The sequence below is a fragment of the Alitiscatomonas aceti genome, assembly GCF_025567195.1.
GTDB classification, from domain to species: domain Bacteria; phylum Bacillota; class Clostridia; order Lachnospirales; family Lachnospiraceae; genus Alitiscatomonas; species Alitiscatomonas aceti.
The window spans coordinates 1-25,296 of the sequence record NZ_JAOQJF010000025.1 but is presented as its reverse complement, the minus strand read 5'-3'; the positions used below and the strand labels follow the sequence as shown (position 1 = coordinate 25,296).

21 protein-coding genes are annotated in these 25,296 nt (G+C 49.8%); 4 read left to right on the top strand and 17 right to left on the bottom strand.

Going from position 1 to position 25,296, the window contains the following annotated elements:
- Window positions 1-3: 3 nt before the first annotated feature.
- The 13 genes from kdpB to OCV69_RS11730 all read right to left on the bottom strand — a co-directional run bounded on the left by kdpB (window position 4) and on the right by OCV69_RS11730 (window position 13,968).
- On the bottom strand, window positions 4-2,058 hold the full coding sequence (gene kdpB, locus OCV69_RS11785) for a potassium-transporting ATPase subunit KdpB (RefSeq protein ID WP_158359292.1): 2,055 nt from the start codon (window positions 2,056-2,058) through the stop codon (window positions 4-6).
- A gap of 66 nt (window positions 2,059-2,124) precedes the next feature.
- Window positions 2,125-3,888 (bottom strand): potassium-transporting ATPase subunit KdpA, encoded by a 1,764-nt coding sequence (locus OCV69_RS11780; RefSeq protein WP_158359294.1) that lies wholly within the window; start codon window positions 3,886-3,888, stop codon window positions 2,125-2,127.
- A gap of 60 nt (window positions 3,889-3,948) precedes the next feature.
- Entirely contained in the window at window positions 3,949-4,026 is a 78-nt protein-coding gene (kdpF, locus tag OCV69_RS17135; RefSeq protein WP_158359323.1) for a K(+)-transporting ATPase subunit F, read from the bottom strand.
- A gap of 251 nt (window positions 4,027-4,277) precedes the next feature.
- Window positions 4,278-4,472: a hypothetical protein gene (locus OCV69_RS11775; RefSeq protein ID WP_022274295.1), complete on the bottom strand. Its 195-nt coding sequence runs from the start codon at window positions 4,470-4,472 to the stop codon at window positions 4,278-4,280.
- A 207-nt stretch (window positions 4,473-4,679) separates the two neighbouring features.
- Window positions 4,680-5,564: a hypothetical protein gene (locus tag OCV69_RS11770; RefSeq protein ID WP_158359296.1), complete on the bottom strand. Its 885-nt coding sequence runs from the start codon at window positions 5,562-5,564 to the stop codon at window positions 4,680-4,682.
- A gap of 14 nt (window positions 5,565-5,578) precedes the next feature.
- Entirely contained in the window at window positions 5,579-6,421 is an 843-nt protein-coding gene (locus OCV69_RS11765; RefSeq protein ID WP_262563112.1) for a hypothetical protein, read from the bottom strand.
- Between the two features lie 418 nt (window positions 6,422-6,839).
- The gene (locus OCV69_RS11760) at window positions 6,840-7,136 is read right to left on the bottom strand and encodes a hypothetical protein (protein WP_158359299.1); all 297 of its coding nucleotides are present in this window, start codon (window positions 7,134-7,136) and stop codon (window positions 6,840-6,842) included.
- A gap of 572 nt (window positions 7,137-7,708) precedes the next feature.
- Window positions 7,709-8,194: a GNAT family N-acetyltransferase gene (locus tag OCV69_RS11755; protein WP_158359301.1), complete on the bottom strand. Its 486-nt coding sequence runs from the start codon at window positions 8,192-8,194 to the stop codon at window positions 7,709-7,711.
- 21 nt (window positions 8,195-8,215) lie between these two features.
- Window positions 8,216-8,734 carry a YHYH domain-containing protein gene (locus OCV69_RS11750; RefSeq protein ID WP_262563114.1) on the bottom strand — a complete coding sequence of 173 codons (519 nt, stop codon included), beginning with the start codon at window positions 8,732-8,734 and terminating at the stop codon, window positions 8,216-8,218.
- Between the two features lie 196 nt (window positions 8,735-8,930).
- Entirely contained in the window at window positions 8,931-10,106 is a 1,176-nt protein-coding gene (locus OCV69_RS11745; protein ID WP_158359304.1) for an ATP-NAD kinase family protein, read from the bottom strand.
- On the bottom strand, window positions 10,106-11,665 hold the full coding sequence (gcvPB, locus tag OCV69_RS11740) for an aminomethyl-transferring glycine dehydrogenase subunit GcvPB (protein ID WP_158359306.1): 1,560 nt from the start codon (window positions 11,663-11,665) through the stop codon (window positions 10,106-10,108). The genes OCV69_RS11745 and gcvPB overlap by 1 nt, the downstream gene beginning before the upstream one ends.
- A gap of 21 nt (window positions 11,666-11,686) precedes the next feature.
- Window positions 11,687-13,078, bottom strand: coding sequence for an aminomethyl-transferring glycine dehydrogenase subunit GcvPA (gene gcvPA, locus OCV69_RS11735; protein WP_158359307.1), 1,392 nt, complete (start codon window positions 13,076-13,078; stop codon window positions 11,687-11,689).
- A 92-nt stretch (window positions 13,079-13,170) separates the two neighbouring features.
- On the bottom strand, window positions 13,171-13,968 hold the full coding sequence (locus OCV69_RS11730; RefSeq protein WP_022274289.1) for an SDR family NAD(P)-dependent oxidoreductase: 798 nt from the start codon (window positions 13,966-13,968) through the stop codon (window positions 13,171-13,173).
- 429 nt (window positions 13,969-14,397) lie between these two features.
- On the opposite strand from OCV69_RS11730, the gene OCV69_RS11725 reads away from it, so the two are divergent.
- Together OCV69_RS11725 and OCV69_RS11720 are read left to right on the top strand one after the other, a co-directional pair.
- Window positions 14,398-16,128, top strand: coding sequence for a sigma-54 interaction domain-containing protein (locus OCV69_RS11725; protein WP_158359309.1), 1,731 nt, complete (start codon window positions 14,398-14,400; stop codon window positions 16,126-16,128).
- A gap of 326 nt (window positions 16,129-16,454) precedes the next feature.
- A complete protein-coding gene (locus tag OCV69_RS11720; RefSeq protein ID WP_158359311.1) occupies window positions 16,455-18,050 on the top strand; it encodes a Na+/H+ antiporter NhaC family protein in 1,596 nt (531 codons plus the stop codon).
- Window positions 18,051-18,118: 68 nt separating this feature from the next.
- Here the strand turns inward: OCV69_RS11720 and OCV69_RS11715 are convergent, their stop codons facing one another.
- The 3 genes from OCV69_RS11715 to OCV69_RS11705 form a co-directional block, all read right to left on the bottom strand.
- Window positions 18,119-19,357: a 6-phosphofructokinase gene (locus OCV69_RS11715; RefSeq protein ID WP_158359313.1), complete on the bottom strand. Its 1,239-nt coding sequence runs from the start codon at window positions 19,355-19,357 to the stop codon at window positions 18,119-18,121.
- Between the two features lie 144 nt (window positions 19,358-19,501).
- Window positions 19,502-19,951, bottom strand: coding sequence for a MarR family winged helix-turn-helix transcriptional regulator (locus tag OCV69_RS11710; protein WP_331485717.1), 450 nt, complete (start codon window positions 19,949-19,951; stop codon window positions 19,502-19,504).
- 131 nt (window positions 19,952-20,082) lie between these two features.
- Window positions 20,083-20,862, bottom strand: a complete 780-nt coding sequence (locus OCV69_RS11705) for a nitroreductase family protein (protein WP_158359315.1) — start codon at window positions 20,860-20,862, stop codon at window positions 20,083-20,085.
- 248 nt (window positions 20,863-21,110) lie between these two features.
- Between OCV69_RS11705 and OCV69_RS11700 the strand changes: the two genes are divergently transcribed.
- Window positions 21,111-21,974, top strand: coding sequence for a YitT family protein (locus OCV69_RS11700; RefSeq protein WP_158359316.1), 864 nt, complete (start codon window positions 21,111-21,113; stop codon window positions 21,972-21,974).
- Between the two features lie 212 nt (window positions 21,975-22,186).
- The gene (locus OCV69_RS11695; RefSeq protein WP_158359318.1) at window positions 22,187-23,392 is read left to right on the top strand and encodes a hypothetical protein; all 1,206 of its coding nucleotides are present in this window, start codon (window positions 22,187-22,189) and stop codon (window positions 23,390-23,392) included.
- 54 nt (window positions 23,393-23,446) lie between these two features.
- Here the strand turns inward: OCV69_RS11695 and OCV69_RS11690 are convergent, their stop codons facing one another.
- A complete protein-coding gene (locus tag OCV69_RS11690) occupies window positions 23,447-25,015 on the bottom strand; it encodes a hypothetical protein (RefSeq protein ID WP_158359320.1) in 1,569 nt (522 codons plus the stop codon).
- Window positions 25,016-25,296 lie beyond the last annotated feature (281 nt).

Below are 25,296 nucleotides of genomic sequence, written 5' to 3'. Positions count from 1 at the left end.
CTCCTACATACCGATCATCGCCAGCATGGGCGCAACCACAAGGTCAATGAGTTTAATACCGATGAACGGAACGATCACACCGCCCACTCCGTAGATCCCCATATTCCGAAGAAGCAGCTTTTCTGCCTTCATAGGCTTATACCTGACTCCCCGCATGGCAATGGGGATCAGCGCCGGTATGATAATGGCATTGAAGATCAATGCCGAAAGAATGGCACTGGCCGGGGTCTCCAGATCCATGATATTTAAAACCTTCATCTGGGGCAGGATCATGGTGAACATAGCCGGTATAATGGCAAAGTATTTGGCAATATCATTGGCGATGCTGAAGGTCGTCAGGGAACCCCTGGTGATCAAAAGCTGTTTTCCGATCTCCACCACTTCCAGGATCTTCGTGGGATCCGAGTCCAGGTCCACCATATTGGCTGCCTCCTTGGCCGCCTGGGTGCCAGAATTCATGGCCAGTCCCACATCTGCCTGGGCCAAAGCCGGAGCATCATTGGTGCCGTCTCCGGTCATGGCCACCAGCTTTCCCTCTGCCTGCTCCTTTTTGATCGCTGCAATTTTATCCTCCGGCTTACACTCAGCAATAAAGCCGTCTACACCTGCCTCTCTGGCAATGGTTGCCGCTGTCAGAGGATTATCTCCAGTACACATAACGGTCTTTATCCCAATCTCACGAAGTCTTGCGAATCGTTCCGCCAGACCCGGCTTTACAGTATCTTTTAGATAGATCACTCCAAGGATCCGCTTTCCCACAGCAACTGCCAGAGGCGTTCCTCCCAGATTGGATACCCGGTTCACGATCTCCTCCAGATCTTCCGGAATCGTGCCCCCCATTTCCTTTACCATGGCCTGGACTGCAGAGGAGGCTCCCTTCCGTACGATCGTACCGTCCGCCATGTTCACGCCGCTCATTTTACTTTGGGCCGTAAATTCCACAAATGTCATCCCGGCTGGAACTTCTGCACCCAAAATGCATCCCTGTTTCCTCCCCAATTCCACCGTGGATTTACCCTCCGGCGTCGGATCCAGCAGAGAACTCATGACGCTGAACTGGATCAATTCTTCCCTGGAAGCCCCCTTTACTGGATAAAACTCGGCAGCCAGCCGGTTTCCAAAAGTAATCGTCCCGGTCTTATCAAGAATCATCGTATCTACGTCCCCGCAGGCCTCAACAGCCTTTCCAGACATGGCAATAACATTGAACCTGGTCACACGGTCCATCCCCGCAATACCAATGGCTGAAAGAAGACCGCCAATGGTTGTGGGAATCAGGCATACCATCAAGGCAATGGCCCAGGAAACCGGGATATCCACCCCCAGATAAGAGGCAAAGGGATACAGCGTCACCACCACGATCAAAAAGATCAGTGTCAAAACGATCAACAGCGTATTCAAAGCGATCTCGTTGGGTGTTTTCTGTCTGGAAGCCCCCTCCACCAGGGAGATCATCTTATCCAGAAAGGACTGGCCCGGCTCTGCCTGGATCCGGATCTTCAGCCAGTCAGAAACCACTGTGGTCCCTCCTGTCACAGATGAAAAATCCCCTCCGGCCTCCCGGGTGACCGGGGCTGATTCACCAGTGATCGCAGATTCGTCCACAGAGGCGATTCCTTCCATGATCTCACCGTCATTGGGGATCACTTCTCCGGTCCTTACCAGCACCAGATCGCCCTTTTTTAGTTCCGAGGCGCTGACTATCTTTTCGCTGCCATCTGAAAGGAGGAGTCTGGCCTTTGTATCCTGTTTTGTTTTTTTCAAGGAAGCCGCCTGGGCTTTTCCCCGTCCCTCTGCCACTGACTCGGCAAAATTAGCAAACAGGACTGTGATGAACAAAATTCCGGTGACAATTCCGTTATAAAGCTGATATTCGGTTTTTCCTCCAAACAAGGTCGGGAAAACGGTCAGAAGAAGGGTCACAAGGCATCCAGCCTCCACCACGAACATCACCGGATTCTTTATCATATATCTGGGATCCAGTTTCTGGAAGGCCCCCTCCAGGGAGGACTTCAGAATATCCCGTGTGACAAATTTTGTACTGTTTTTCTTTGACATGCTGTTCTCTCCTCGTCATTTTATTCCCTTCCGGCTCTGGCCGGAAATTCATAAACGCCGCCTGCCTTACAGCCATAAGGACAAATGCTCCGCAATGGGACCCAGAGCCAGGGCTGGGAAGAAGGTCAGCGCGGCAAATATATATACGATAAATATAAGAACGACCATAAAGGTGACCGTATCCGTGCGAAGGGTGCCTGCGGACTCATTGATCCTCCGCTTTCCAAGAAGGGAGCCTGCGATCGCCAGCTGTGCGATGATCGCCAGATACCGGCCGAAAAACATGGCAAGACCTGTGGTCATGTTCCAGAACAGGCTGTTATCTGCCAGTCCCTCAAAGCCAGAGCCATTGTTGGCTGCCGAAGATGAATACTCATAGAGCACCTGGCTTAAACCGTGGAAGCCCGGGTTCGTGATCCCGTCCAGTCCTGCCTGCATAGATACAGCAAGTGCAGAAAAGCCCAGGATCAGAAGCGGATGTATCAGAAGCACCATGGCCACAAGCTTCATTTCCTTCCCCTCGATCTTCTTGTTTAAATATTCCGGAGTCCGTCCAACCATAAGGCCACAGATGAAAACAGCCAGGATCACATACATGACCATATTCATCAATCCCACGCCCTTACCGCCGAATACGCAGTTCAGCATCATGTGGAGCATGGGCACCATACCGCCCAATGGCGTCAGGGTATCATGCATATTGTTGACCGTACCGGTAGTAAAGGAGGTCGTGACCGTCGTAAACAGGGACGACTGGGGAATCCCGAACCGAACTTCCTTTCCCTCCATGCTGCCAGCCGACTGATCGATCCCCATCTGGGTGATCACTGGGTTTCCTGCCTTTTCTGAAAAAAAGCAAATGGAAAGTCCCACCAGAAAAATCACGGTCATCGCGCCGAATACAGCCGCTCCCTGGCCTCCTATCATGGCCCTGCACTTTTTTCTGTCTGTGGCCGATCCAGCCAGTCGCTCTTCCCTTTCCCTCCTGACAGTTTCCCTGCCCGCAGCCTGTTTCCTGTCGTGAAGCATCAGTCCAAAGGTCACGACACACGCGCCAGGAAGAAGCATCATAGAAAGCATTTCTGCCATATTGGAGAGAACCGTGGGATTCTCAAAAGGCGTAGCAGAGTTGGCTCCAAAAAAGCCGCCTCCGTTGGTGCCCAGGTGCTTGATGGACTCCAGGGCAGCCACCGGGCCCAGGGCAATATCCTGATATGAACCCTCCACAGTTTTCACCGTAAGATTTCCGATCATTGTCTGCGGCGTTCCCTGGCTTACCAGGAACAGTCCCACCAAAAAAGCCGCTGGAACCAGCACCCGGGTGGTGATCCGCACCATATCTGTATAAAAATTCCCAAGCTGTCTCCCAGCCAGCCCCCGGCAAAACGCCATGCAGGCTGCATAGCCACTGGCTGCCGAGGTAAACATCATAAAGATAATGACCCCCATCTGGGATCCATAAGACAGACCGCTCTCACCAGAATAATGCTGGAGGTTTGTATTGGTCATAAAGCTTATGATCGTATTGAAGCTCAGGCTCTCCTCCATAGCTCCAATGCCATTGGGGTTAAAAAATAATATTCCCTGGAGCCGCAGGACCGCATATCCGATCAGTACCATGACCGCATTGGCCATTAAAAGGGAGAGACCGTATTTTTTCCACCCCATATCCTCTCCCTTCAGACCGCAAAGCTTATAGATCAAACGGTCCACCGGATCAAAGACCGGGTCTGCGAATGTTTTCTGCCCAACGGCGATATGGTATAAATAGTGTCCCATGGGAATCACCAGAACCATAAATGCCGTCAGCGTCAGCATAATCTGCAACATATTTCTTTCCTCCTGCCTTTTTCACTTCTGCGCCCATCAGGACCTCTGTGACCGCAGCCTTTATAGTTTTTCCGGATTAATCAGTGCATACACCAGGTAAACTCCCAGCGCTGCGACCAGCACGCCCAATCCTGCCATATCCACGCCTCCTCCCGTTCTTTTCTGTCATATTCTCTTCCGTCCCACATCGGGACCTCTGCGCCAATTCTCCCTACCGGTCCACCTGGCCTTCGCAGAAATCTGCAAACAGCTTTACCAGCCCGAAACAACATATAAGTGCCGCAAGCATTACAGCATCCATCATAGCTCATTCCTCCTTTGCATGAAGCATTCTATCACCATTGGCCTTAAAACAGGATTAACAGTCATCCTCCGGTATTAAAGTTTTATTAATACCAGCCAAATACCATGGCAAAGGGCAGCGTCAGGACCAGTGTACTCGCCGATACGGTCATAAGGATAAACAATGGTATCCCAACAAACATGGTCCAGAAGGCCATGACCGGATGATGCGATGCAAAATACTCCGCCCTGCGGTCGAAGCGCTCTTCCGCCTCCCGGAAGGCTCTTAAAATCGCTGTCATAACGATCCCTCCTTACGGCTATAACCATACCACAGGGGATTTTAAAATGGGGTGAAGATTCCAGATGTGTCATTAAAAATGAATGAAGAAACGGTTTTTATGCAAACGGTGCAAAAAAGGCCGCCTCCGGCATATCACCGGAGACGGCCCATAGTATCTGCTGCGTTTTTATGTTTTACCCCACAGCCATTTTCCCGTCATGGAATATCACGGCTCCTTCAGACTGTGTCCAACCTGTGCTTCAGTGAGAACGACCAGAAGGGCGTCCTCCGCCAGTTTCCCATAGCTGGTCCCCTGGCTGTCTGTTCTGGAAAAATATCCCGTATCGCTTTGCAGCTGGTAAACCATCTCTCCTATTTTTATCTGGACATCAAAGCTTTCTCCTTCACCAGGGGCTTCCATTGCCTCTTCCCTCAGCGCCGTCTCAAAAAAATAAAGGGCATACCCACAGGCCAGCTTGTTCATTTTTGTTTCATATCCAGACTCTGGAACAGAAGCAGTTCCCGAATACAGCGGATCCTCTGTATTTGTCCTTACCTCAGCCGCCAGTTTCCCCAGCCTGGGAAAATCGAATGCTCCCGCAGGCCCCTTGATCTCAGATATGGGACGTCTGTCCGGGCCAGCAATCGTGATATACTGATAATTTCCAGTCATGTCCTGATAAATGGAAAGGGAAACCTCCATTTCATCGGTCTGGATTTTATACTTTTCCACGATTCCCCCCGCCTCCCTGGGGCCGGCGCTCTCAAATCCACTGAGGTCCGCCGCATACAGTTCGTCCAGGATCCGCTCTCTTTCCTCCTGGCTGGTCATGACCGTGATATCATCCAGCCCCCGGCGGTCCACCACCAGCATAAGATCCCGGACAGAATCCCTCTCGCATAAAAGCTCCCCAAGATCCTGGACCAGAACAGAAGTGGATTCTTCAGTCTGCTCCACAGGCAGCTCTTCTGACATGCTCTCTGTCACCACTGCGTTCTTATCCGGAATATCCGTTTCATTTCCTGTATCCGTCATATCGCCTTTACAGCCCGACAAAAGGAAAGAAAACAGGATCAGTAAAACCAGCCGTTGGATCCATGTAAGCTTCATTTCTTTCCCCCCCTTTACTGTCCTTCCTCTACAGCAACTGGAAGTGCTTTTACATTTAAAGAACTCCTTGTTTTTGTTTCATCCATACGAATGAGAGCGTTTTCTACAACCAAAAAGGATTTTTCAAGTTTAGATACAATATCCTCTTCCTTATCTCCCTCAATATAGTATAAAAATTCTCCCTTTGTAAAAATATCCTCTTCATCAAAATAAAGAACTGTTAGTCCTCCCAACTCCATGCCTTCTGTATGGATTCTCGCAAGACGCGGAAGTTCTTCTGCATCAGAAGTTATATTGATTCTTACTAAAAAAAGAGTTTCCGAGGCCTCTTCAACACTAATTGAATCAATTAAAAACCAATCTAATCCTGCTGTTTTAAAATCTGTTGCCTCTATACTCCTCTGCACAATCTGACCTTCCATCAACGGCACTTTTACAGGTACTGTTTCAACCGCCTTATACAGCACTGGTGGCCGAATATAAATTGTATCTATCTTACTTGAATCTTCGATATTAAACTGATAAATATAATTTTCGTCTACTACCCGACAATTTGTTATCTTTAATGGAGTTTCAAAATTTGGATCCGTCGATACGACTATGTCTTGTCCTATCTGAAAAGCTTCACCGCTACTATCGTAACTAGCCGTAACCGTCAGAATATCATTCTTTAGTTGTGCATTATGGTAGGTTACATTAACATTATGATTGTCCCCATGAGACAATTGTACCATAGAATCGTCTGTAAAGGCACAAAGAAACAGAGTACTTATACTTAAAACAATTATTGCTATCAGTCTTTGAATCTTCATAAATTCTCTTATATCATCCAATCCTATCAAACTACGATTGGACATCTCCTTTCCCCCAGACTTTTCTGGGTAATTTATTATATTATTCAATTTGTTCTTGGTTTATGTATATATATTTACACCTTTAACCATTTAAATCTAACCATATCTTTTCATACATTACTGTAACATCTTTTATTTTCTAACATGAATATTTAAAGTCTATTTTACATCTGCATTAATCTTTTACATGCTAACTATGAAATTTGTCTACCCTATGATCTACAAACCAATAACTGAGCCATCCACCCATAAGGCCATAGTTGTAACCAGAAGCCATGTCTGTAGACGCAAACTTGTCAGAACTATTTTTATCATAAACATGGCTTTTTCCTGCTGAATTACAAAGGCTATGCCAATCTGCTTCTATATAAGCACTCTCTCCTCCGGAGATCGGATCACCCAAAGGCCATTCTGTTGCCATTTAATTTGTATCTGTTCCATTCCGAGCAAGAAATCGAGCAAGGTCCACATCATATACGCCTTCATTTTCAACCCACTGTTTCATACTTGCAACATCAAGTACCTCTCCATTATTAGTATTGTATGTAACGTACCCGCCTACAGTAAAATTTGGGCTTCCATTTGCAATATTCACCCTATCTTTACCAATATAGACCGTTGTATCAGCCAAAGATATAATCGGAAAAGAGAAGATACAGGCTGTAAAAAAACATGCACTAAAAAACATTTTTATATTATTGAAGCTGTTCCCACTCATTAAATAACTCCCTTCTGTATTTAGTTTACGATAATACATTAACACGTTTCTTATGAAGGATTTCCGTATTTTTTGCTTTCCACTATCAAAAACAAGTTTTTATTATTCTATAGAGCAAAATTCATTCATAAATATCCCCTCCTCCTGTATTCCTAAATAACTTAAACCGTTTATATTATCTGTGAATTTATATAACGTTTTTTATTTGAAACTTTCGTTGTTTTCGCATTGCATACAGATATTCTACTATATTATATATTATTTTTTGATTATTATCAATATGATATCGATTTTTGTTATATATAATATATTTTCATTGTTATATTTTTATAATATTTAAAATACAATATATTTTATGTTTTTTTATAAAAACTCCGTTTTTTATTAATGCGTATTTATCTTAATTATATGATATTTTATCAATAAGTTAAGAACTTAATGACCGGCTCCAATATGTCATTTCAAATGGCTAAGTACAAATTTTCTTCTTTCAGCTATTGTTATAAAAAGGCCGCCCCCGGCATAACACCGGAGACGGCCCATGGCTTGCATCCTGTCTTATTTATCAAGTTCTAAATTTCACGATTTTCAGCCTGTTCCACCGGGAGTAGCCGCTTCATCCTAACTTTATATTCTGCAGTCCCCTCCTGGATCTGCCGTTCATGTGTTAACGAAAAGCCATGACGCTGATAAAAGCGGATCGCACGGACATTTTTTTCCAATACAAACAGGTTCTGAACCCCAAACATGCGGACCGCAAATTCCACAAGCGCTCCCCCTATGCCTTCTCCTTGAAAAAAAGAATCCACATAGAGCTCTGCAAGTTCTCCGCCTTCTATATGAACCATTCCTTTGACGATCCCGTCGTCATACACCCAGATATTTTCCAATCTTTCTGGATTGCTCATATAGTCCAGCACCAGCGGGTAAACCTGCATCTCGCCAAATGAGACTTTGTCATCATGAAAAATATCTCTATAATTCATTCTCTTTGTAAAGATCAGTATTTCTGCTATCCTTGAAGCATCCTGTACGGTTGCTTTTCTGATGTGGTCCATCACTTCGCCTTTCTTCCCCCCTTAATGGCAGACGCGCCCCTCGCCGTGGCCGCAGCCCATATAATGGGTATAGTAGGCTGCCAGATCATCTCCGTAGGCCGCCGCCAGGTCTGCATTCTGTTCTTTATATACTGCCACATTGAAATCCGCGCAGCCGGGCCGGCCTTCCTTCATGCCGCAGGTGAGGAAGTGCTCCTGGAGCTGGTCCGTATCGTATCCAAAGGCCTCGTAAAGGTCCGGATTGTGATCCGCGTAGTAGATGGGATCAAAGACCATGGACAGATTCTCCGGTACCTCCGCAGCTGTCTCCTCTGGGGAAACCGCTGGAGCAGCCTCCTCCACATAGGATGCATAGGGGCATACGCCGTTTTCGTGCAGATGGGCCGGATGGCCGCCGCAGTGATAGTGGTAACTGCCCAGTCCGCTCTTATTTTTATTGTCCCGGTGGCCGCCGTACCGGTCTGTGCGGCCGCTGTGGGCCTCGGCCACAAGAACGCCGGAATCTCCCGGAACTGCCTGGGGAACCCAGGCGCAGACCATCAGGGCCGCTAAAAATGCTGCTGTTTTTCTCTTTTTCATCTCTGCTCCTCCTTCGTATATGCAAAACGATCTTTTCTCCTTTATAATAGCTCTTCTGCCTGTAAATATCAAGGCTTTATGCCCCCGCGCAGGCTCCGGTACAAAAAACCGCCTCCCGGACGGCCCCCAGGGGCCTCCGCAGAGACGGCTTTTTCTCTTATTCCTCTGCCACCTTACATACGGTGGCCTCCCCGTAGGCGGAGATCGCTTTATAATATCCGCACAGGGAATGATTCAGTTCCTCATCATAGGTATCCACCAGAAGCGGTCTCCCGGAAAGGGAAGCCAGCTTTGTTTTTGTGGCCAGAATGATGATATTTTCTTTTCCCACTTCCCGGATCACATCCGGCGTCAGCTGCTGGTTTCCGCGGCCAAAGAGGTATCCCTGGCCGCCGGTGATGGTTACGATCATCTTTGCCCTCTTCCCCTTTATATAGGAAAGAAGCTCTTTACCGCCGAGATCGTTGGCCACCAGCTCCTTATTCCGGATCAGATCCACGCCGATCAGCGTGTTCTTAAGCCCCAGAACCTCCATGATCCCCCGGGTAGTGGTTCCGGCCCCAATGATATAATAGGTATCCGGTTCCATCTGGCGGATGGCCTCATAGGCAATGGATTCCATGGCCGCCGCATCCGATAAGGGGGACGGGGCCTTTTTGTTCTGGGTCAGGGTCCGTTCCTTGGGAACCCTCAAATACCCGTACAGGCGGGTGTTGATATGTTCCTTCCGGTACTGCTCCTCGTCAATGTCCAGGACTTCCTCCTCCTGGGTCATGGAGAGCTTTCCCGACAGCCATAAAAGCGCCAGACGGCCTGCCGCCCTGGGATTTTTCGCATAGACCGGAGAATGGATCTTCACTCCGGCAGGGATCCCCACACAGGGGGAAGCCAGCTCCACGGCCTGGTACACATCCCGGGCAGTACCGTCGCCTCCGGCAAAGAGGATCAGATCCACCTGCTCCGAAAGAAACCATTCTGCCAGCTTCCTGGTGTCCTCTGCCGATGTGGCGGAAAGTGACTCCGGCAACGCTCCCGCATCCATTGAAGCGCTGTCAGACTCCATTCCGGCCCCAGCGGCAGCCGTACCTGGCCGCAGCACCGTCTGAAATCCCATTTCTTCTGCTGTATCTCCGCCCATGGCTCCCGGGCATGTGTATACAAGGATCTCCTCCTTCACCGGCAGGAGCTCCGAAAGGGCAGCCTTCGCCCGATCACCGGCCCTTGGAACAGCACCGCGGCGAAAAGCTTCCGCCGCGGTGTTGTCAGTACCTTTCAATCCGACACTTCCGCCCATTCCGGCGATCGGATTTATGATCAGTCCTAATTTTTTCATTATTCGCACTTCTTTAAGTAAGTCTTCCAGCTCAGAACCCACTTTGCCGGATCGTCCATCTCAGACTCGTCAACCTGGTGGGTAACGCTTCTGTGCGGAGCGGTCTTAATGGTCTCGGGATCCTCATGAGCCTCTTTGAATACATACTTTAAGGTCTCGATGTACTCGTCGATATCCTTCTTGGACGGAGTCTCTGTGGGCTCTAAGGTCATGGGCTCAGGCAGATAGAACGGATGGTGGGAGGTCCAGTAATGCATACCGAAGTCCATCATTCTTCTCTGGATATCAAGAGTGCCGATGCCGGTCTCCTTCTCCAGGTTCTCTAAGGAGTAACGGGCCTGCTCGATCCTCTGGTTGTGTCCGTCCTCGTAGTAAGCGGAAACCTCCGGAAGCTCCATTAACTTCTTAAATAAGTAGTTGTTGTTGAGAACTGCGGTCTTAGCAACCTGATACAGTCCGTTGGGGCCTAAGGAACGGATCCAGCAGTATGCCTTTAATACGACCTCGGCAACGCCGTACCACTCTCTTACCTTACCAACTGCACATGCGTTGCTGGCTGTCTCATAATCGAAGAAGTATTTCTGGCCGTCAAAGCCCACAAGCGGAGACGGAAGATACTTCACCAGATCCTTCTGTACGCCGGTAGCGCCGCAGGCCGGGCCGCCGCAGCCGTGAGGTGTGGAGAAGGTCTTGTGCAGGTTGAAGAAGCACATATCAAAGCCTGCGTCTCTGGCTCTTGTAACGCCCAGAAGACCGTTGGCGTTTGCCTGGTCATATGCGCAGAGACCGCCGATGGAGTGGATGTAATCCACGAATTCTTTTACATGGCTGTTGTAAACACCGGTATCCTCCGGGTTTGCAACGATGTATCCAGCTGTCTTCGGACCAGCAACTGCCTTTAACTGCTCAAGATCCGGCACACCGGTCTTGGGATCCGGCTGTAAGAAGATGATCTTAAAGCCTGCAACGTGAGGAGCTGCTGCATCGGACGGATGGGAGTAAATGGTCGTGATGATTTCGTCACGGTCCTCGCCTTTATCCTTGAAGTAAGCGCGGATCAGGGAAGCCATGGTCATGATACCCTGGGAGCCGCCGCTGGGCTGGAAGGAGAAACGGTCCATACCGGAGATCTCACACATATATTTATCTGTTTCATGGAAGATCTGGAGCATACCCTGTACAGTGCTCTCATCCTGGAGCGGATGGTACTCACGGATCAGGTTTGCCAGCTGATCGTTTACCTTGGGGCTGTACTTAACGGTACATGTACCCTGGCCGATCTCGATATTTACATCGGCGCCCAGTGTCTGCTGTGCCAGTCTGGAATAGTGGCGTAAAACAGCAGCCTGAGACATTTCCGGAAGATTTAATTTTGTATTTCTTGCCATTCCTGCGGGGATCGCAGCCTCGCCTTCCACTTCTTCTGCAACGGCCTTCTCCGGCTGTCCTACAAGGATACCGCGCTCGCCGGGAGTGCTCAGTTCATAAATGATCGGCTCGTCCCATTTTGCCTGGTGGAAGCCTGTTCTTACTTTAGAAGATCTGTCTATTCTTTTCACAATATCATTCCTTTCTGCAGCTTACTGGAGCACTTCTTTGAGGGCTGCCGCTAAAGTATCAATATCTTCCTTGGTGTGGATCTCAGTTACACAGTAAAGTGCAGACTGGCCCAGGTTTGCAAACTCTGCGGAAAGGTCTTTTCCACCGAAGATGCCCTTTTCAAGTAATGCCTTGTTGATGTCTGCAACGGTCTTTCCTGTGCCGTTGAAGTCAACAACGAACTCTTTGAAGAATGCGGAACCGAATGCATTGGCTTTCACGCCCGGAACCTCATTTAATTTCTTAACTGCGTACTGGGCGTTGGCCATGATCTTCCTGCCAACCTCAGCCATTCCCTGCGGTCCCATGGTAGCCAGGTATACGCCTGCTGTGATGCCCCAGAGAGCGGACTGGGTTCCTACATACTCCTTACCATGCTCTCTGTGATGACCGAAGGAAGTTCTGTCGTAAGCTACGTCACCGAAGCCGTACTCACCCGGCTTGGATGTGGGAGCAAGACCAAACAGACGGGACGGGAACTCCATTACGAATTTCTCTTCGTCTCTGGTCGCCATGAAGCCGGACTGGCCTCCGCCGTAATACATGTGGATTCCGAGGGGCTGTAAATCTCCGCACACGATGTCAGCACCATAGGAGGGTGGTGTTGCCAGTACGCCAAGAGAGATCGGATCCACGCCAACCAGGCTCAGTCCTCCTGCTTCATGTACCATATCAGATATTTTCTGGCCATTGGGCTCGATTACGCCCAGATAGCCCGGGTTCTCAAAGTATACGCCGATGGTATCTTCATTGATCTTGGACTTTAAGTCCTCCAGATCTAAGTGGCCCATGCAGTCGCATTTTACACTTACCATCTTTAAGCAGCATTCTGCGTAGTTTTCAATTACTTTCTTTTTCTCTGCGTCCATGTACTCCGGTACAAGGAGAGTGCTGCGGCCAGTGATACGCTGTGCCATACGTGCAGTTGTAGCGGCAGCCTGTGCCCAGTCCATGGTCGGAACGTTTACAACGTCCATGTCAACCAGCTCAGCTACCATGCTCTCGTACTCGAATAATGCCTGGAAACGGCCCTCGTCGTTGTAGGGCTCTCCGCCGTAAGCGGTCAGGAACTCGCCCTTTCCGTTGATCTCGTCACAGATCGCCGGAACATAGTGCTGCCAGCAGCCTGCACCCAGGAAGTTTAAGTTCTTTTTGCAGTCTGTATCCTTGGAAAGGAGACGCTCTACATGTCTTCTTAATTCATACTCAGAACCAAATGCCTCCGGCAGGTTCATCTCTTCTTTTAATTTTAACAGCTCCGGAACGTTTTTGTGGAGCTCTTCTAAAGAACTCATTCCGATTTCCTTCAGCATTTCTGCCTGGACGTCCGGTACAGAGTTCGGTATGTAAGGATGGCTTTCAAATCCTCTCATGAGTCACTTTCCTCCTAAAAATGGTGAAATTAATATTTGGGATCCGGGGAGCCGGCATTTTCCGGTTCCCGGTCAGGCTTCTTTTTTAGCGATTATGCGATTCCGCCGCCGTCTACAACTAAGGCTGCGCCTGTTACCCAGCTTGCCAGGTCGCTGCACAGGAACAGAACGCCGTTGGCGATATCTTCCGGCATACCGATTCTTGCAAGCGGTCTGCTGGTTCCGCAGTCTTTCAGGTAATCATCCATCTTAGCGTCGCCCTTTTCAACCATACCGGTCTGTCTTCCTTCATCACGAAGCATTGCAGTATCGGTATCGCCCGGGTTGATGCTGTTTACACGGATGTTCATTGGGCCGTAGTCGATGGCCATGGCTCTTGTTACGTTTACGATACCGCCCTTAACTGCACAGTATGCAGCTGCCAGGTCGCCGCCCTTTAAGCCCCAGCCGGAGCCAGTGTTTACGATGCTTCCGCCGCCGTTGGCTTCCATTACCGGAATCACATATTTGGAGAAGAGGAATAAGCCCTTCAGACCTACATCCAGGACGAAATCCCATTCCTTCTCAGAAAGGTCCGCGATCTTCTTCCTTACAGTAACGCCTGCGTTGTTATGTAAGATATCGATCTTTCCGAATTTTGCAACGATGGCATCCACCGTAGCCTTCACCTGCTCCTCATTGGTAACGTCGCACTGGAAGAAGGCTGCGTCACGGCCTGCGTCTCTTAACTCCTGCGCCTTCTCCTCACCCTTGGGGCTGATATCTACCATAGCGATCTTTGCGCCGTAAGCGGATAATAATTCGCATACGCCAAGACCGATTCCGGAGCTGCCTCCGGTGATGACTGCAACTTTTCCTGTGAGGTTTAAGGGATCTTTCTTAACTAACATACATTTTCCTCCTAAATTGATATTTGGATGTTACAATAAGTTTCCATTTCATTTATCCGTCCGGCACCAGGACCAGACCGATGACTTCCGACTGTACTGACCTTTTTGTACTGCCCTTTTATAAAAGCAATTCCCATGCCAACTTTTCAAATCTCCGTCCTGTTTTATTTGTTTTCTCAATAGTCCCCTGCATTTACAGGGATTTTTTCTATCTGGTCTATTTGTCAATCTGTCTCTGCCTGTCATTGACACAAAGAAAATTGTCATCCTCCCCCGTCTCTCCGATGTCACCTGTCACTATTATGTCATTTGATGTCAACTTGTGCCATTTTTGCCATTTGTATTTGTTTTTTCCCTGGTTCCATGGTATAATTTATAAAGATTTTCGACGAACTCTCTCCACTGACCTTTGGGAAAGGAGACTGTCTTATGACAAACCTGGAAGTGATCCGCCCGTTCATTGAACGTTTTATCACCGCCGTCAGCAATTCCCTGCGGCTGGAAATGGCAGTTTTTGACGGCAGCTGCCAGTTGTTCTACTGTACGCCTACCTACTCGAAGAAAAAAGGACGCTCCGTCCATACTCCCTCCCTCCAGGAGGTGATCGAAAACGGAAGCATCTTAATCAATACTCCCGGAGAAATGGCCTCCTGCATCGGCTGCCGGTTCCGGGACCACTGCCCCTCCACCATTGAGATCCTGTGCTGCATCCACGCAGGAACCGAGGTGGCAGGCGTTCTGGCCTTCACCTCCTTTACTAAGGAAGGCCAAAAACGGATCACCGAAAATGATGCCGTTTACCTGAACGCCATCACAGAAATGGCAAATCTCTTCGGCAACCAGCTGGAGACTATGACAAACGGACAGAGTCCGGCCAATCTGGACGCCAGCATCCTGCCGGTTATGGAGCTCTGTGATCAGCCGCTGCTCTTAACTGACGCCCACGGTGTGATCCTTCAATATAACCAGCTGGCCGAGGATCTTTTAAAGGTCTGCGAACTGACCTCCGCATCCCTTTGGCAGATCTTCCCCAATTCCGTCGTAAAGCGGATCATGGAGGGCAACGACCTGTTTGAAAAGAGTGTGACCATCAGCGGCATGGCCACCAAGATCTCCACCAGAGCCGTAAAGATCAACGGCCAGGTCACCGGTTTCTATATCCGGATCTCCGACCAGCTCCGGGCGCTTTCCAAGGACACCAGCTATTTTGAGGGGATCATCGGCACCAGCCCGGCCATTTCCGAGGTCCAGAGGATGATCCGGCGGATCGCCGACAGTCCCACTCCGGTGCTGATCACCGGGGAGACCGGCACTGGAAAGGAGCTGATTGCCAGAGCCATCCACGAACAGAGCCGCCGGAGCAAATACCCCTTTGTGGCCATCAACTGCTCCAGCATCCCGGACAATCTGTTTGAGAGCGAGCTGTTTGGCTATGAGGAGGGCTCCTTCACCGGAGCGAAAAAGGGCGGAAAGATCGGAAAGATCGAGATGGCCCAGGGCGGAACCCTGTTTTTGGATGAGATCGGGGAAATGCCGCTCTTTGCCCAGCCAAAGCTCCTCCGGATCCTTCAGGAATATGAGCTGGAACGGGTGGGCTCCAATAAAAAGATCCATCTGGATATCCGGGTCATTGCCGCCACCAACCGGGACCTGGGTGAAATGGTGGCAGAAAAGACCTTCCGCGGAGACCTGTATTACCGGATCAACGTGATCAATCTGAAGCTGCCGCCCCTGAGGACCAGGAAGGATGATATCATCCCTATTTCAGAAAACTATATTAAGAAGCTGAAGCTGAAGATGGACACTCCTTTATCCTCCATTTCTCCAGAGGCCCGGCAGCTGCTTTTAGATTACCAGTGGCCCGGGAATGTGCGCCAGCTTCAGAATGTGATCGAATACGCTGCCAACCTCTGTGAGACCGATGTGCTGATGCCAGGCGACCTTCCGGAGACCATGCATACCGAAAGACTTCCCTCTCTGCCGCCCGTCTCCCCCTTTCCTCCCTCCCAGGATTCCCGGGACCAGGAGCTCCTGGAGCTCTTTGAAAAATACGGCTATACTCTGGAGGGGAAAAAGCGGATCGCCGACGAGCTGCATATCAGCCTTCGGACCCTGTACCGGCGGATCAGCCATCTCAAAGAAGAATTGTCAAAAAATTGACTGGATTTCACACTCCAGTCATTTTTTTGGCATTAAACTGGCAAATAATATCTATTCTGTCACTTCTGTCAACCTCTGTCAGTCCCCTTAAAAAAACTCTCCGCTCTTTTATCCCTCTTCCACAGACATTTGTTTTTCCTATAAAATGCGGCGTTTCTATCAATATTCTCTTTGTCTCCCTTGTTTTTTTGTACATTTTTTATAGTTTTTGTGCGCTTTCGGCACAGAAATTGCTTAAATACACAGTAACAAAGTTAAATGGCAGGTGCACGGAGGAGCAGCCGGAGAATCTCCTCCTGCACAGCCGCTAAAAAGGAGGAATTTGTATGGAAGCTAACTATGGGATTTTGGCATTGATCCCCCCGGTTGTGGCAATCGGACTTTGCTTCGCAACCAAACAGGTACTGATCTCCATGTTTGCCGGACTCTTCGCCGGTGCTCTGGTCATCAGCAACTGGAACCCCTTTGCAGCAGCGTCCTATTCTCTGGATGCGCTGGCAACAAACATGGCGGACAACGTTGTTCTGCTCCTCTTCACGCTCTTCATGGGCGTTGGCATCGCCTTTATCTGGAGACTGGGCGGCAGCTACGCTCTGGCAGAAGCAGCCAAAAGACGCTTCAAAAAGAGACGCTCCGTATGTCTGGGAACCTGGGGCCTTGGTATGGTCTGCTCCGTAAATGACTGTCTGGTTGCAGCCGTTGACGGAAACGTGTTCCGTGACATCTGTAAGGATTACCGGATTTCTTCCGAGAAATTCTCCTATGTTCTTGACTCCACCGCAGCTCCGGCCGCAGCATTCTTCATTTCTGACTGGATCGCATACCAGATCAGCATGATCGGCCAGGGTCTTGACATGGCTGGGATCACCGGCATCACACCTGTAAGCGCCTACATCAACGGCCTTCCCTTCAATATGTACTCCATCTTCACCCTGATCTTCGTAGGCATGATGATGTACACAGGAAGAGACTACGGCCCCATGTTAAAGGCTGAGGTACGTGCCCTGACCACCGGTCAGTTCACCAGCCCCACTGCAAAACCGATGTTAGACGTTGGAAGCGAGCTTGGCGAAGCGAAAAAGACAAAACCCATGATCATGTGCTTCATTCTTCCCATCGTAATTGCATTTGCCATCATCATCGCCGGTATCCTTTACACCGGTATCACCAATCCGGACCGTTCCGGCACAGGCATCATGGCCATTCTTGACGCCTGCGACGCCCAGAAGGCTCTGTACTGGGGCTCCTTTGGTATGGCAGTTACCGGTATCGTGCTGGCACTGGCTACCAGGATCATGACCTTTGAAGAGACCATGACCACCATCGTTGACGGCTTCAAGCTGATGTCCATGACCGGCGCGATCCTGGTTCTGGCATGGTCCCTGGGCTCTGTAACAAAGAGCATGGGCCTTGGTGATTTCGTAGCTACCTACGTAGGCGAGAGCATCCCCACCGGTCTCCTTCCGTTACTGGTGCTTGTCTGCTCCTGTCTGATTGCTTTCGCAACTGGTACCTCCTGGGGAACCATGGCTATCATGACTCCTCTTGCGATCCAGCTTGGATACGCCATCACCGGCGACATCACATTCTCCACCGGTATGACTGGTGCAGTTGTTTCCGGCGCTATCTTCGGCGATCACTGCTCACCTGTATCCGATACCACCGTTATGGCCTCCATCTTCTCTGGTGCTGACCATATCGAACACGTAGGAACCCAGGTTCCGTACGCTGTAACCGTGATCTCTGTGATCGCAGTCCTGTACGTGATCTTTGGCTTCACAAGGGTTTCACCGTTCGTGCTGATCCCGATCGGTATCGTTGCCCTGTACTTCTTACAGATCGTTCTTCATAAGTACTACATGAAGAAGTACAACATCGATCCCAATTACAGAAAGTTCATGACTGAAGACCATAAGAAATAAGACGGTCCTGTCTCATCTACATAAAAAAGAACAGCTGCACCGGTTAAGGTGTGGCTGTTCTTTTTTCTTTACCACTTATCGTTGTGATACAGATGTCTCGGGATACCGTCCACCATGATCGGCGGAACATCTCCCTGGATCAGCGGTTTTACATAGTTCAAAAATTCTTCCGTCACGTAATCCCCATCCTCATTGATCCATTTTCTGGGTACTACCTTTTCCACGTTGGAAACCTTGTGGACATTCCTCAGGCTGGTGGTACACTGATACGGATCGTCGGAAATCCTCTCCAGGATCACCATTTCTCCGGTATCTCCCTCATCGGCTGCCTTTACGGCCGCACCGCCTACCTGGTAGGCCTCGATGATATCGATCCTGGAAACCAGATGGGAAGCGGCTCGCTGAAGTGTGGAAAGCTCGATGCCCCTTGCCTTGCACCCCAGCTCGTTGGCGATCCGGCAGGCCAGGTAATTGGCAGTACCGCTTAACTGCTTGTGGCCAAAGGCGTCCACATAATCCACGCCGTCGGTCAGCTCGCACACATAGCGGCCGTCTGCCAGGCGGATCCCCTCAGAAACAGCAACCACAACGGACTGCTTTTTCTCCAGAAGTCCCTTTACCTTTTCCACAAACTTCTCCACATCAAAGGCAAGCTCCGGCAGATAAATGAGATCCGGCCCTTCACAATCCTCTCCCTTGGAAAGAGCGGCTGCACCTGTGAGCCATCCGGCATTCCGTCCCATGATCTCAATGACAGTTACAAGTCCCTTTCCATATTCCAGGGCATTGCTGTCGCGGATGATCTCCTTTGTGGAGGTTCCAATGTACTTGGCAGCACTTCCGTATCCCGGTGTGTGGTCGGTCAGCGCCAGATCATTGTCAATGGTCTTGGGAACGCCGATGAACTTTGTGGTGTAGCCCTTCACAATGGCGTAATCGGAAAGCTTTTTGATGGTGTCCATGGAGTCGTTGCCGCCGATGTAGATAAAGCACTCGATCTCCAGCTTGTCCAGGATCCCAAAGATCTTTTCAAAAATTTCCGGATTTTCATGGATTTCCGGTAATTTATACCGGCAGGAACCCAGGTACGCCGCCGGCGTTCTCTTTAAAAGCTCCTCATCCAGCTCATTGCGGATATGCTCGGACAGGTCGATATACTTTTCCTCCAGAAGGCCCTGGATCCCGTGACGCATTCCATATACCTTTTTCGCTCCCCGGTCAATGGCCGTTCTGTATACTCCCGCCAGACTGGAGTTGATGGCAGAAGTCGGTCCGCCGGATTGTCCGACGATTACATTTCCTTTCATAATTAAAATCCCCCTTACTATTTCTTTGCAGCTTTCCCTCTCTCACTCCATCGGGACCGGATCTGTTCCGGCCCGCTGGAAAGCTACTTGGATTCTACTATACGATATCCAGGGGCTTTTTTCAATCGTTATATTTCAATATACTTACTGATTTTGCCTCTCTTTTTCCCTGAACCAGTCATCCAGCCGGGAAAGGGCCTTCACCAGGACCTGCATCTCCTCCTCGCTCAGATCCCCGGTCACCCCGTCGATCATCTCCCGGTGGAACCTGGCATGGTGCTCAAAGGCCTTCCGTCCCCGGTCAGACAAGGAAATATAGACCACCCTCCGGTCCTCCTGGCCCCGTTCCCGGACCACATATCCCTTTTTCACCAGGCTGTTCATGGCGATGGTCAGAGTACCCACGGTCACCGACAGCTCTCTGGCGATGGAGGACATATTTTTAGGCGCACCGGTGCCGATGGCCTCGATCACATGCATGTCGTTATTGGTGATATCCTTGAATTCCGGCGTAATGATGGCCTTTTCCTCTATGTCCATAATGTCGCGGAACAGGCGCACCAGTACCTCGTTTAAGATTCCGTACTTATCCACTGTCAGGAGATCCTTTCTTTTTCGTCCGTTTACATACGCTTCCGTCTGAAGCGGGTTAGCTATGCACAGACATGATACCACATCCCCGGACGGGAAATCAAGGAAAGACGCCGGAATCCCTCTATTTTTCCCTAGCAGGACTCCTTTGTATAATCGGCCAGCATGGCGCGTACCGACCGCTTCATCTCCTTGGAGAAGGCCGCCCCTGTTTTTCTCCGGTAAAAGGCCTGGGCGAAGTTTTCCGCAGAGCTGGTCGGAGTCTTTACGAACCCGACAGCCCTTTCTGCAAACATTTCCTTCAGCTCTTCATCGGAAAGCTCTCTATATTTTTCCTCAAATACCACATATTTCTGGTCGAACCGTTTTCTGTGGACCCGCTTATGGCCTTCCTTATAATATCCCAGGCATACCAGGGAGATGGGCACCACATAGTCCGGCAGATCAAACAGCTCCTTATGGAACTCGTAATTTTCCAGAATATCCCCGATATAGCAGGATCCGATCCCCAGGGACTCAGCCATGAGCACCGCATTCTGTGCCGCGATCATGGTATCCTCAATGGAGAGCATCAGATCCGATTCATTGGGAGCTTCCCAGAAAAGCCCGGGCTCCCGCTCAGAAAACTCCTTGCAGCCCTCCAGCTGGTAATAATCAAACCATTTTTTCTGATCGGAAACAAACAGGAGAAGGACCGGCGCCTTGGCGATAAATGGCTGGTGATCACAGCTTTCGGATAATTTATCCTTGGTCTCCTGGCTTTTGATCACGATGACAGAATATAACTGCTGATTCCCGGCAGTGGGAGCCAGGGACGCCGCCTCCAGGATCTTCTCCAGATCCTGATCCTCGATCATCCGGTCGTCATATACCCTTAAGGACGTCCTGTTTTTAATGACTTCTGAAATGTTCATGGCATACTCCTTTTTTCTTTGATTATATCACGTTCCCTGGCTCTCTTCCAGATGGCAGGCGCAGAAGTAACATTTTCTCTATTTCCCCCTATGCAGTCCACACAAATGATGATATAATAAAAGGACAGCTTTAGAAAACAAATGGGGTAGAGCTATGGTAATGCAAAGGAAAACGGAATCAACAGACGCAGCGGGCTTTGAAGAGCCCGCTTTCTTTTTTGCTTTGCCAATTTGAAGGGAGAAAGAATATGACAAATGAAAAAATGAAGAAACGGATCATGGAGCTGCTTCTGGTGCTGGCTGGAAACGTCCTCATGTCCATCGGCGTAGGCGCCTTTGTGATCCCGGAGGAGCTGATGAGCGGCGGGGCCACCGGTCTGGGACTGCTGGCCGCCCACTATTTCCACATTCCTGTGGCCGTGTTCCTGGGCGGCTACAATGCCATTATGTTCGTGGTGGGCGCACTCACCCTGGGAAAACATTTTGCGGTCACGACGCTGATCAGCAGCTTTCTGTTCCCGTTCCTTTTAAGCCAGATCCAGCTTGTGGTCACTGAGCCGCTCACTGCGGATCCCATGCTGGCCACAGTCTTAGGCGGCCTTCTGATCGGAGCGGGCATCGGCCTGGTGATCCGTGCCGGTTCCTCCACCGGAGGAAATGATGTTCCTGTACTCCTTCTTAAAAAGAAGCTGGGGATCCCCCTGTCTGTGTCCATGTACGGCTTTGATATCGTGATCCTCCTTTTCCAGATCCCTTATTCCCAGCTGGAAAAGGCTCTGTACAGCATCATCCTCATCATCCTGTATTCCATGATCGCCGATAAGGCCTCCACCATGGGAAAGAGCCGGATGCAGGTACGGATCATCAGCAAGGACTACCAGAAGATCACCGATGCCATCAAGACCCAGATCAACCGCGGCGTCACCCTGTATCACATCGCCGGAGGCTATACGGGAGAGGAATCCTGCGAGGTCATGACCATCCTGACCTCCAGGGAGTTAAACGAGCTCAGCGATCTGGTCACGGAGATCGATCCCAAGGCCTTTATGACCATTGCCCGTGTCAACGAGGCCAGAGGCCGCGGCTTCTCCATTGGAAAAATGGAGCCGTAAGACCTTACCCGCCCGGTATGCGGGAAAAAGGCAGGAAGAGACACTCCTTCTTGGAATGGACTCCTCCTGCCTTTTTCGTTTCTGTCTGGGTGTATCGCACACCAGGGCATAAAATGCGAAAAAAACGGATTTCCAATGTAATATCCGGGCGCATATGGTATGATTAAACCACCAGAAACCTTTTTATGCAGCTATGGATCGGAGGGATACGTTTGAAGAAACTCTTTAAAAACCAGTGTACCGCTTCCCTGCTTACTGTCATCACCGGCTTCCTTGTCCTTGTGGCAGTTTCCGTCTGGGGCATGGGGATGTACTGTCTCACATCGGTCACCGCCGAGTATGCCGCATCAAGGTATCTGGCCGGTTATGGCGATTTTGCATCCACCATTGCCCAGCGCTGCTTTGAGTCCCGGTTGGGAAAGGCCGGTTCCTCCAAATATAAAAACCTGGAAAAAAGTCTTCTCTGGAAGGCTGTGGATACGGGAGGAGGAGCCGGTTCCTTCAACGGCGCCCGTTTCATAGTCGGTGAGGGAGGCGGCTTTCTTCCCCGCCCAGACAAGACTGAGGTATATTCTGCATCGGCAGTTTTTGATGCCGAAGGCAGCCTTCTGGAATGCAGCTGGACGGATTTCTTCTATTTTGAATATCTGACCGAGGGGCAGTGGAAAAACCGCGAAGAACGGTCTGGAAATAATGCCAGGGCATTCTTTGACCGGGAAAAGCTGACCGAAGCGGGAAAGGAGCTGGTCAACGGCAGCGCGCCGTCTATGCATGCCGCTACCATGCGTTTTACTGGCGCCTTTGACGGCGTTTCGTTCATACCGCAGAAGATCGAATCCATCGACCGAGATGAATTTCAGGATGTCTTACATTCCAGAGGAGCCGGATCGTATACTGTTTCCGGCATTACGGAGGATCATGGTCTTCAATGGCGGTCCATTTACGAGGATCCGGACGCCGCGGCCTCTGCCAGTGAAACCGTCACCCTCTATTCCGACTGGTTTGACGTCTGCTATGACCAGCCATCTCCTTCTTTTTCATATAAAGGAAAGGAGCATAGCGGCGTGTCTTCTCTGGCCGCCGGGCTGGGAGCCTCGTTGGTTTCGGGAATTGGAACAAAGGAACTGGTCTTTTATGACGGTTTAAATCTGCTGATCCCCAGCGTCAACTATTACCTAAGCGGCAATAACGAAGCTTACTATACCCCTTATTATCAGGAGACCGCCGATTCAGAAGAATCACCCCGGCTCCGTTTCTACACGGTCAGCATTGTATACTGTTCTCCATGGCGCACGGCAATGGGCGAGCTATGCCCTGTGTATCTGATCACATTTTTACTGGCCGCAGCTCTTGTCCTTTTTGTACGCTTCCTTATAAAGCGGTATCTGGATGAAGACAGGTCAGGCCAACAGGTTTAAAAGCAGATGCGAAAGGCAGGGGAAGATCTCCCCTGCCTTTTATCATCCGGCCATCTATTGGATCCAGACTCCGTCCATATCTGTCTGATAGCCGTCCGGCGTTCTGCCGTTTACAAGCAGCGAACCCATAGGGCCGTCTGCTGTTTCATGGAAGAAATACCATTTACCACCGATCTCATGCCAGCCTGTGAACATACGTCCCTGGCTTCCATCAGTACTGGGATCCAGATAATACCACCGGTCTCCGTCCTTCATCCAGCCAGTTGCCATATATCCCTCAGCATTAAAGTAATACCAGCTGGGAACGTGATTCCAGGTCATCTCGATCCACCGGGATGCGGGCCATGTTCCGTCCTCATACTTCAGCCACCAGCCCTTTTCATCCTGTACCCATGTACCAGCAGGCTTCTGGGTCTTCGTATCCTCCGGTCCTTTATTTCCCGCTGTTCCTGTATCCCAGCGGCCCGGTCCGTAGGAGCTGGTGGAACCTCCTCCGCTGCTTCCGCTGTCCGTATCCTCCGCATCCTCTACAAACACAAAGGTACTGAACTGCTCAGCGGCAAATGTGACTAAACCGTCCTCTTCAACATAATTGACCTCTTCCGCCTCTCCGGCATTCATGTGGTATAACTGGAAATCATCGGTCTTGATGCTGTCGGGCTTTGAGATCGTGATGAGTGCCGGAACGTCCAGCTTTTTCGTGCTGGCTCCATTTTTTAATACCTTTAGGTCAAACGCCACGGCTGTCTTTTCCTTTGTAAGCTCCTCGGGAAGCTTTTCATTGGAGGTTCCGATCTTCAGACCGATCTTTCCTTCTTTCTCCATGGAAAGCCCCAGGCCGATCACAGAGCAGGTATCCTTATCCGCAAACCCCAGGGAATCGTCCACATCAATGTATGTATCCACCTTCTTTGAGCCATTATGCATCAGTTCCAGGGCCTGGATCTTTGTCTGGACCTCCGCAGATCCCACAAGGCTCTCTTTCACGCTGTCTGGTTCTTCCTCCGTCAGCGTTTTTAATCCAGCAACCAGAGCGTCCCCTTCCTGTTCGTCCTTGAACAGATCCTCGATCCTGGATTCCATGGACTGACTTTCCGGATATCTGCATACGATCCCAAAGTCCTCTGATTTAGTATTTCCGATACGCATATTTCCAAATACGGCTCCCATACAGTCGATGGGGATCCGGATCAGCTGGTCCTCCCAGTCGATCTCATACTTCGTCTCGATCTCGTACTTTAACTGGCTTCTCCCCACCTCATATTTGGGAACCATGACGCCTCTGTTCACACGATACGTATGGGATACGTCGTATGCATTTTTGAACATATCATAATCGGCTTCCTTCGTCGCGTTGCTGGGAGAAGCTTCCTTCACCTCGATCTTAAACGGGATCTCCACCACATCTCCTACAAAAGCCTCTTTCTGGGAATTATCGATCTCCACAGACGCAATCTCCGGAAACTCTACCTGGGAAGCGTCCACAAATCCATCTGTTCCGAAATCATATTCCGTTCCCTGGATGGTCTTCTTTCCAAAGACCTGCTCCCCGTTTTCATCGAAATAATACCATTTTCCATTCCTGGGGATCCAGCGGTCGATGGCTGCGGAGTAATCTCCCATTATATAATGCTTGTCAACGATCGTACCCTTCTTTTTTAATTTGATCTCATTATCCTTATCAAAATAGTACTTAAAGCCCTGGATCTCCTGTAATCCGCCCAGCTTATTTCCTTCCTCGTCCCAGTAGCACCAGGTTTCATAAGCAGACCCATCCTTCGCAGTCTCATAAAAATCCCATGTATCAAACTGTTGTGGTCAAGCATTTTTGTAACACTTGTGGCTAAAAAATATCATGAATCAGTTACGCTGCCATCCGGGCTTCGTATGGTGTACGATAATCA

Excerpts from the sequence above, each read along its gene's own strand:
- OCV69_RS11780 (WP_158359294.1), bottom strand. The coding sequence starts at position 3,888 with ATGTTGCAGATTATGCTGACGCTGACGGCATTTATGGTTCTGGTGATT.
- OCV69_RS11755 (WP_158359301.1), bottom strand. The coding sequence starts at position 8,194 with ATGGACCACATCAGAAAAGCAACCGTACAGGATGCTTCAAGGATAGCA.
- OCV69_RS11720 (WP_158359311.1), top strand. The coding sequence starts at position 16,455 with ATGGAAGCTAACTATGGGATTTTGGCATTGATCCCCCCGGTTGTGGCA.
- OCV69_RS11725 (WP_158359309.1), top strand. The coding sequence starts at position 14,398 with ATGACAAACCTGGAAGTGATCCGCCCGTTCATTGAACGTTTTATCACC.
- OCV69_RS11750 (WP_262563114.1), bottom strand. The coding sequence starts at position 8,734 with ATGGTCTGCGCCTGGGTTCCCCAGGCAGTTCCGGGAGATTCCGGCGTT.
- OCV69_RS11705 (WP_158359315.1), bottom strand. The coding sequence starts at position 20,862 with ATGAACATTTCAGAAGTCATTAAAAACAGGACGTCCTTAAGGGTATAT.
- OCV69_RS11775 (WP_022274295.1), bottom strand. The coding sequence starts at position 4,472 with ATGACAGCGATTTTAAGAGCCTTCCGGGAGGCGGAAGAGCGCTTCGAC.
- kdpF (WP_158359323.1), bottom strand. The coding sequence starts at position 4,026 with ATGGCAGGATTGGGCGTGCTGGTCGCAGCGCTGGGAGTTTACCTGGTG.
- OCV69_RS11700 (WP_158359316.1), top strand. The coding sequence starts at position 21,111 with ATGACAAATGAAAAAATGAAGAAACGGATCATGGAGCTGCTTCTGGTG.
- OCV69_RS11770 (WP_158359296.1), bottom strand. The coding sequence starts at position 5,564 with ATGAAGCTTACATGGATCCAACGGCTGGTTTTACTGATCCTGTTTTCT.
- OCV69_RS11745 (WP_158359304.1), bottom strand. The coding sequence starts at position 10,106 with ATGAAAAAATTAGGACTGATCATAAATCCGATCGCCGGAATGGGCGGA.
- gcvPA (WP_158359307.1), bottom strand. The coding sequence starts at position 13,078 with ATGAGAGGATTTGAAAGCCATCCTTACATACCGAACTCTGTACCGGAC.
- OCV69_RS11730 (WP_022274289.1), bottom strand. The coding sequence starts at position 13,968 with ATGTTAGTTAAGAAAGATCCCTTAAACCTCACAGGAAAAGTTGCAGTC.
- OCV69_RS11760 (WP_158359299.1), bottom strand. The coding sequence starts at position 7,136 with ATGAGTGGGAACAGCTTCAATAATATAAAAATGTTTTTTAGTGCATGT.
- OCV69_RS11690 (WP_158359320.1), bottom strand. The coding sequence starts at position 25,015 with ATGGGAGATTACTCCGCAGCCATCGACCGCTGGATCCCCAGGAATGGA.
- kdpB (WP_158359292.1), bottom strand. The coding sequence starts at position 2,058 with ATGTCAAAGAAAAACAGTACAAAATTTGTCACACGGGATATTCTGAAG.
- OCV69_RS11765 (WP_262563112.1), bottom strand. The coding sequence starts at position 6,421 with ATGTCCAATCGTAGTTTGATAGGATTGGATGATATAAGAGAATTTATG.
- OCV69_RS11715 (WP_158359313.1), bottom strand. The coding sequence starts at position 19,357 with ATGAAAGGAAATGTAATCGTCGGACAATCCGGCGGACCGACTTCTGCC.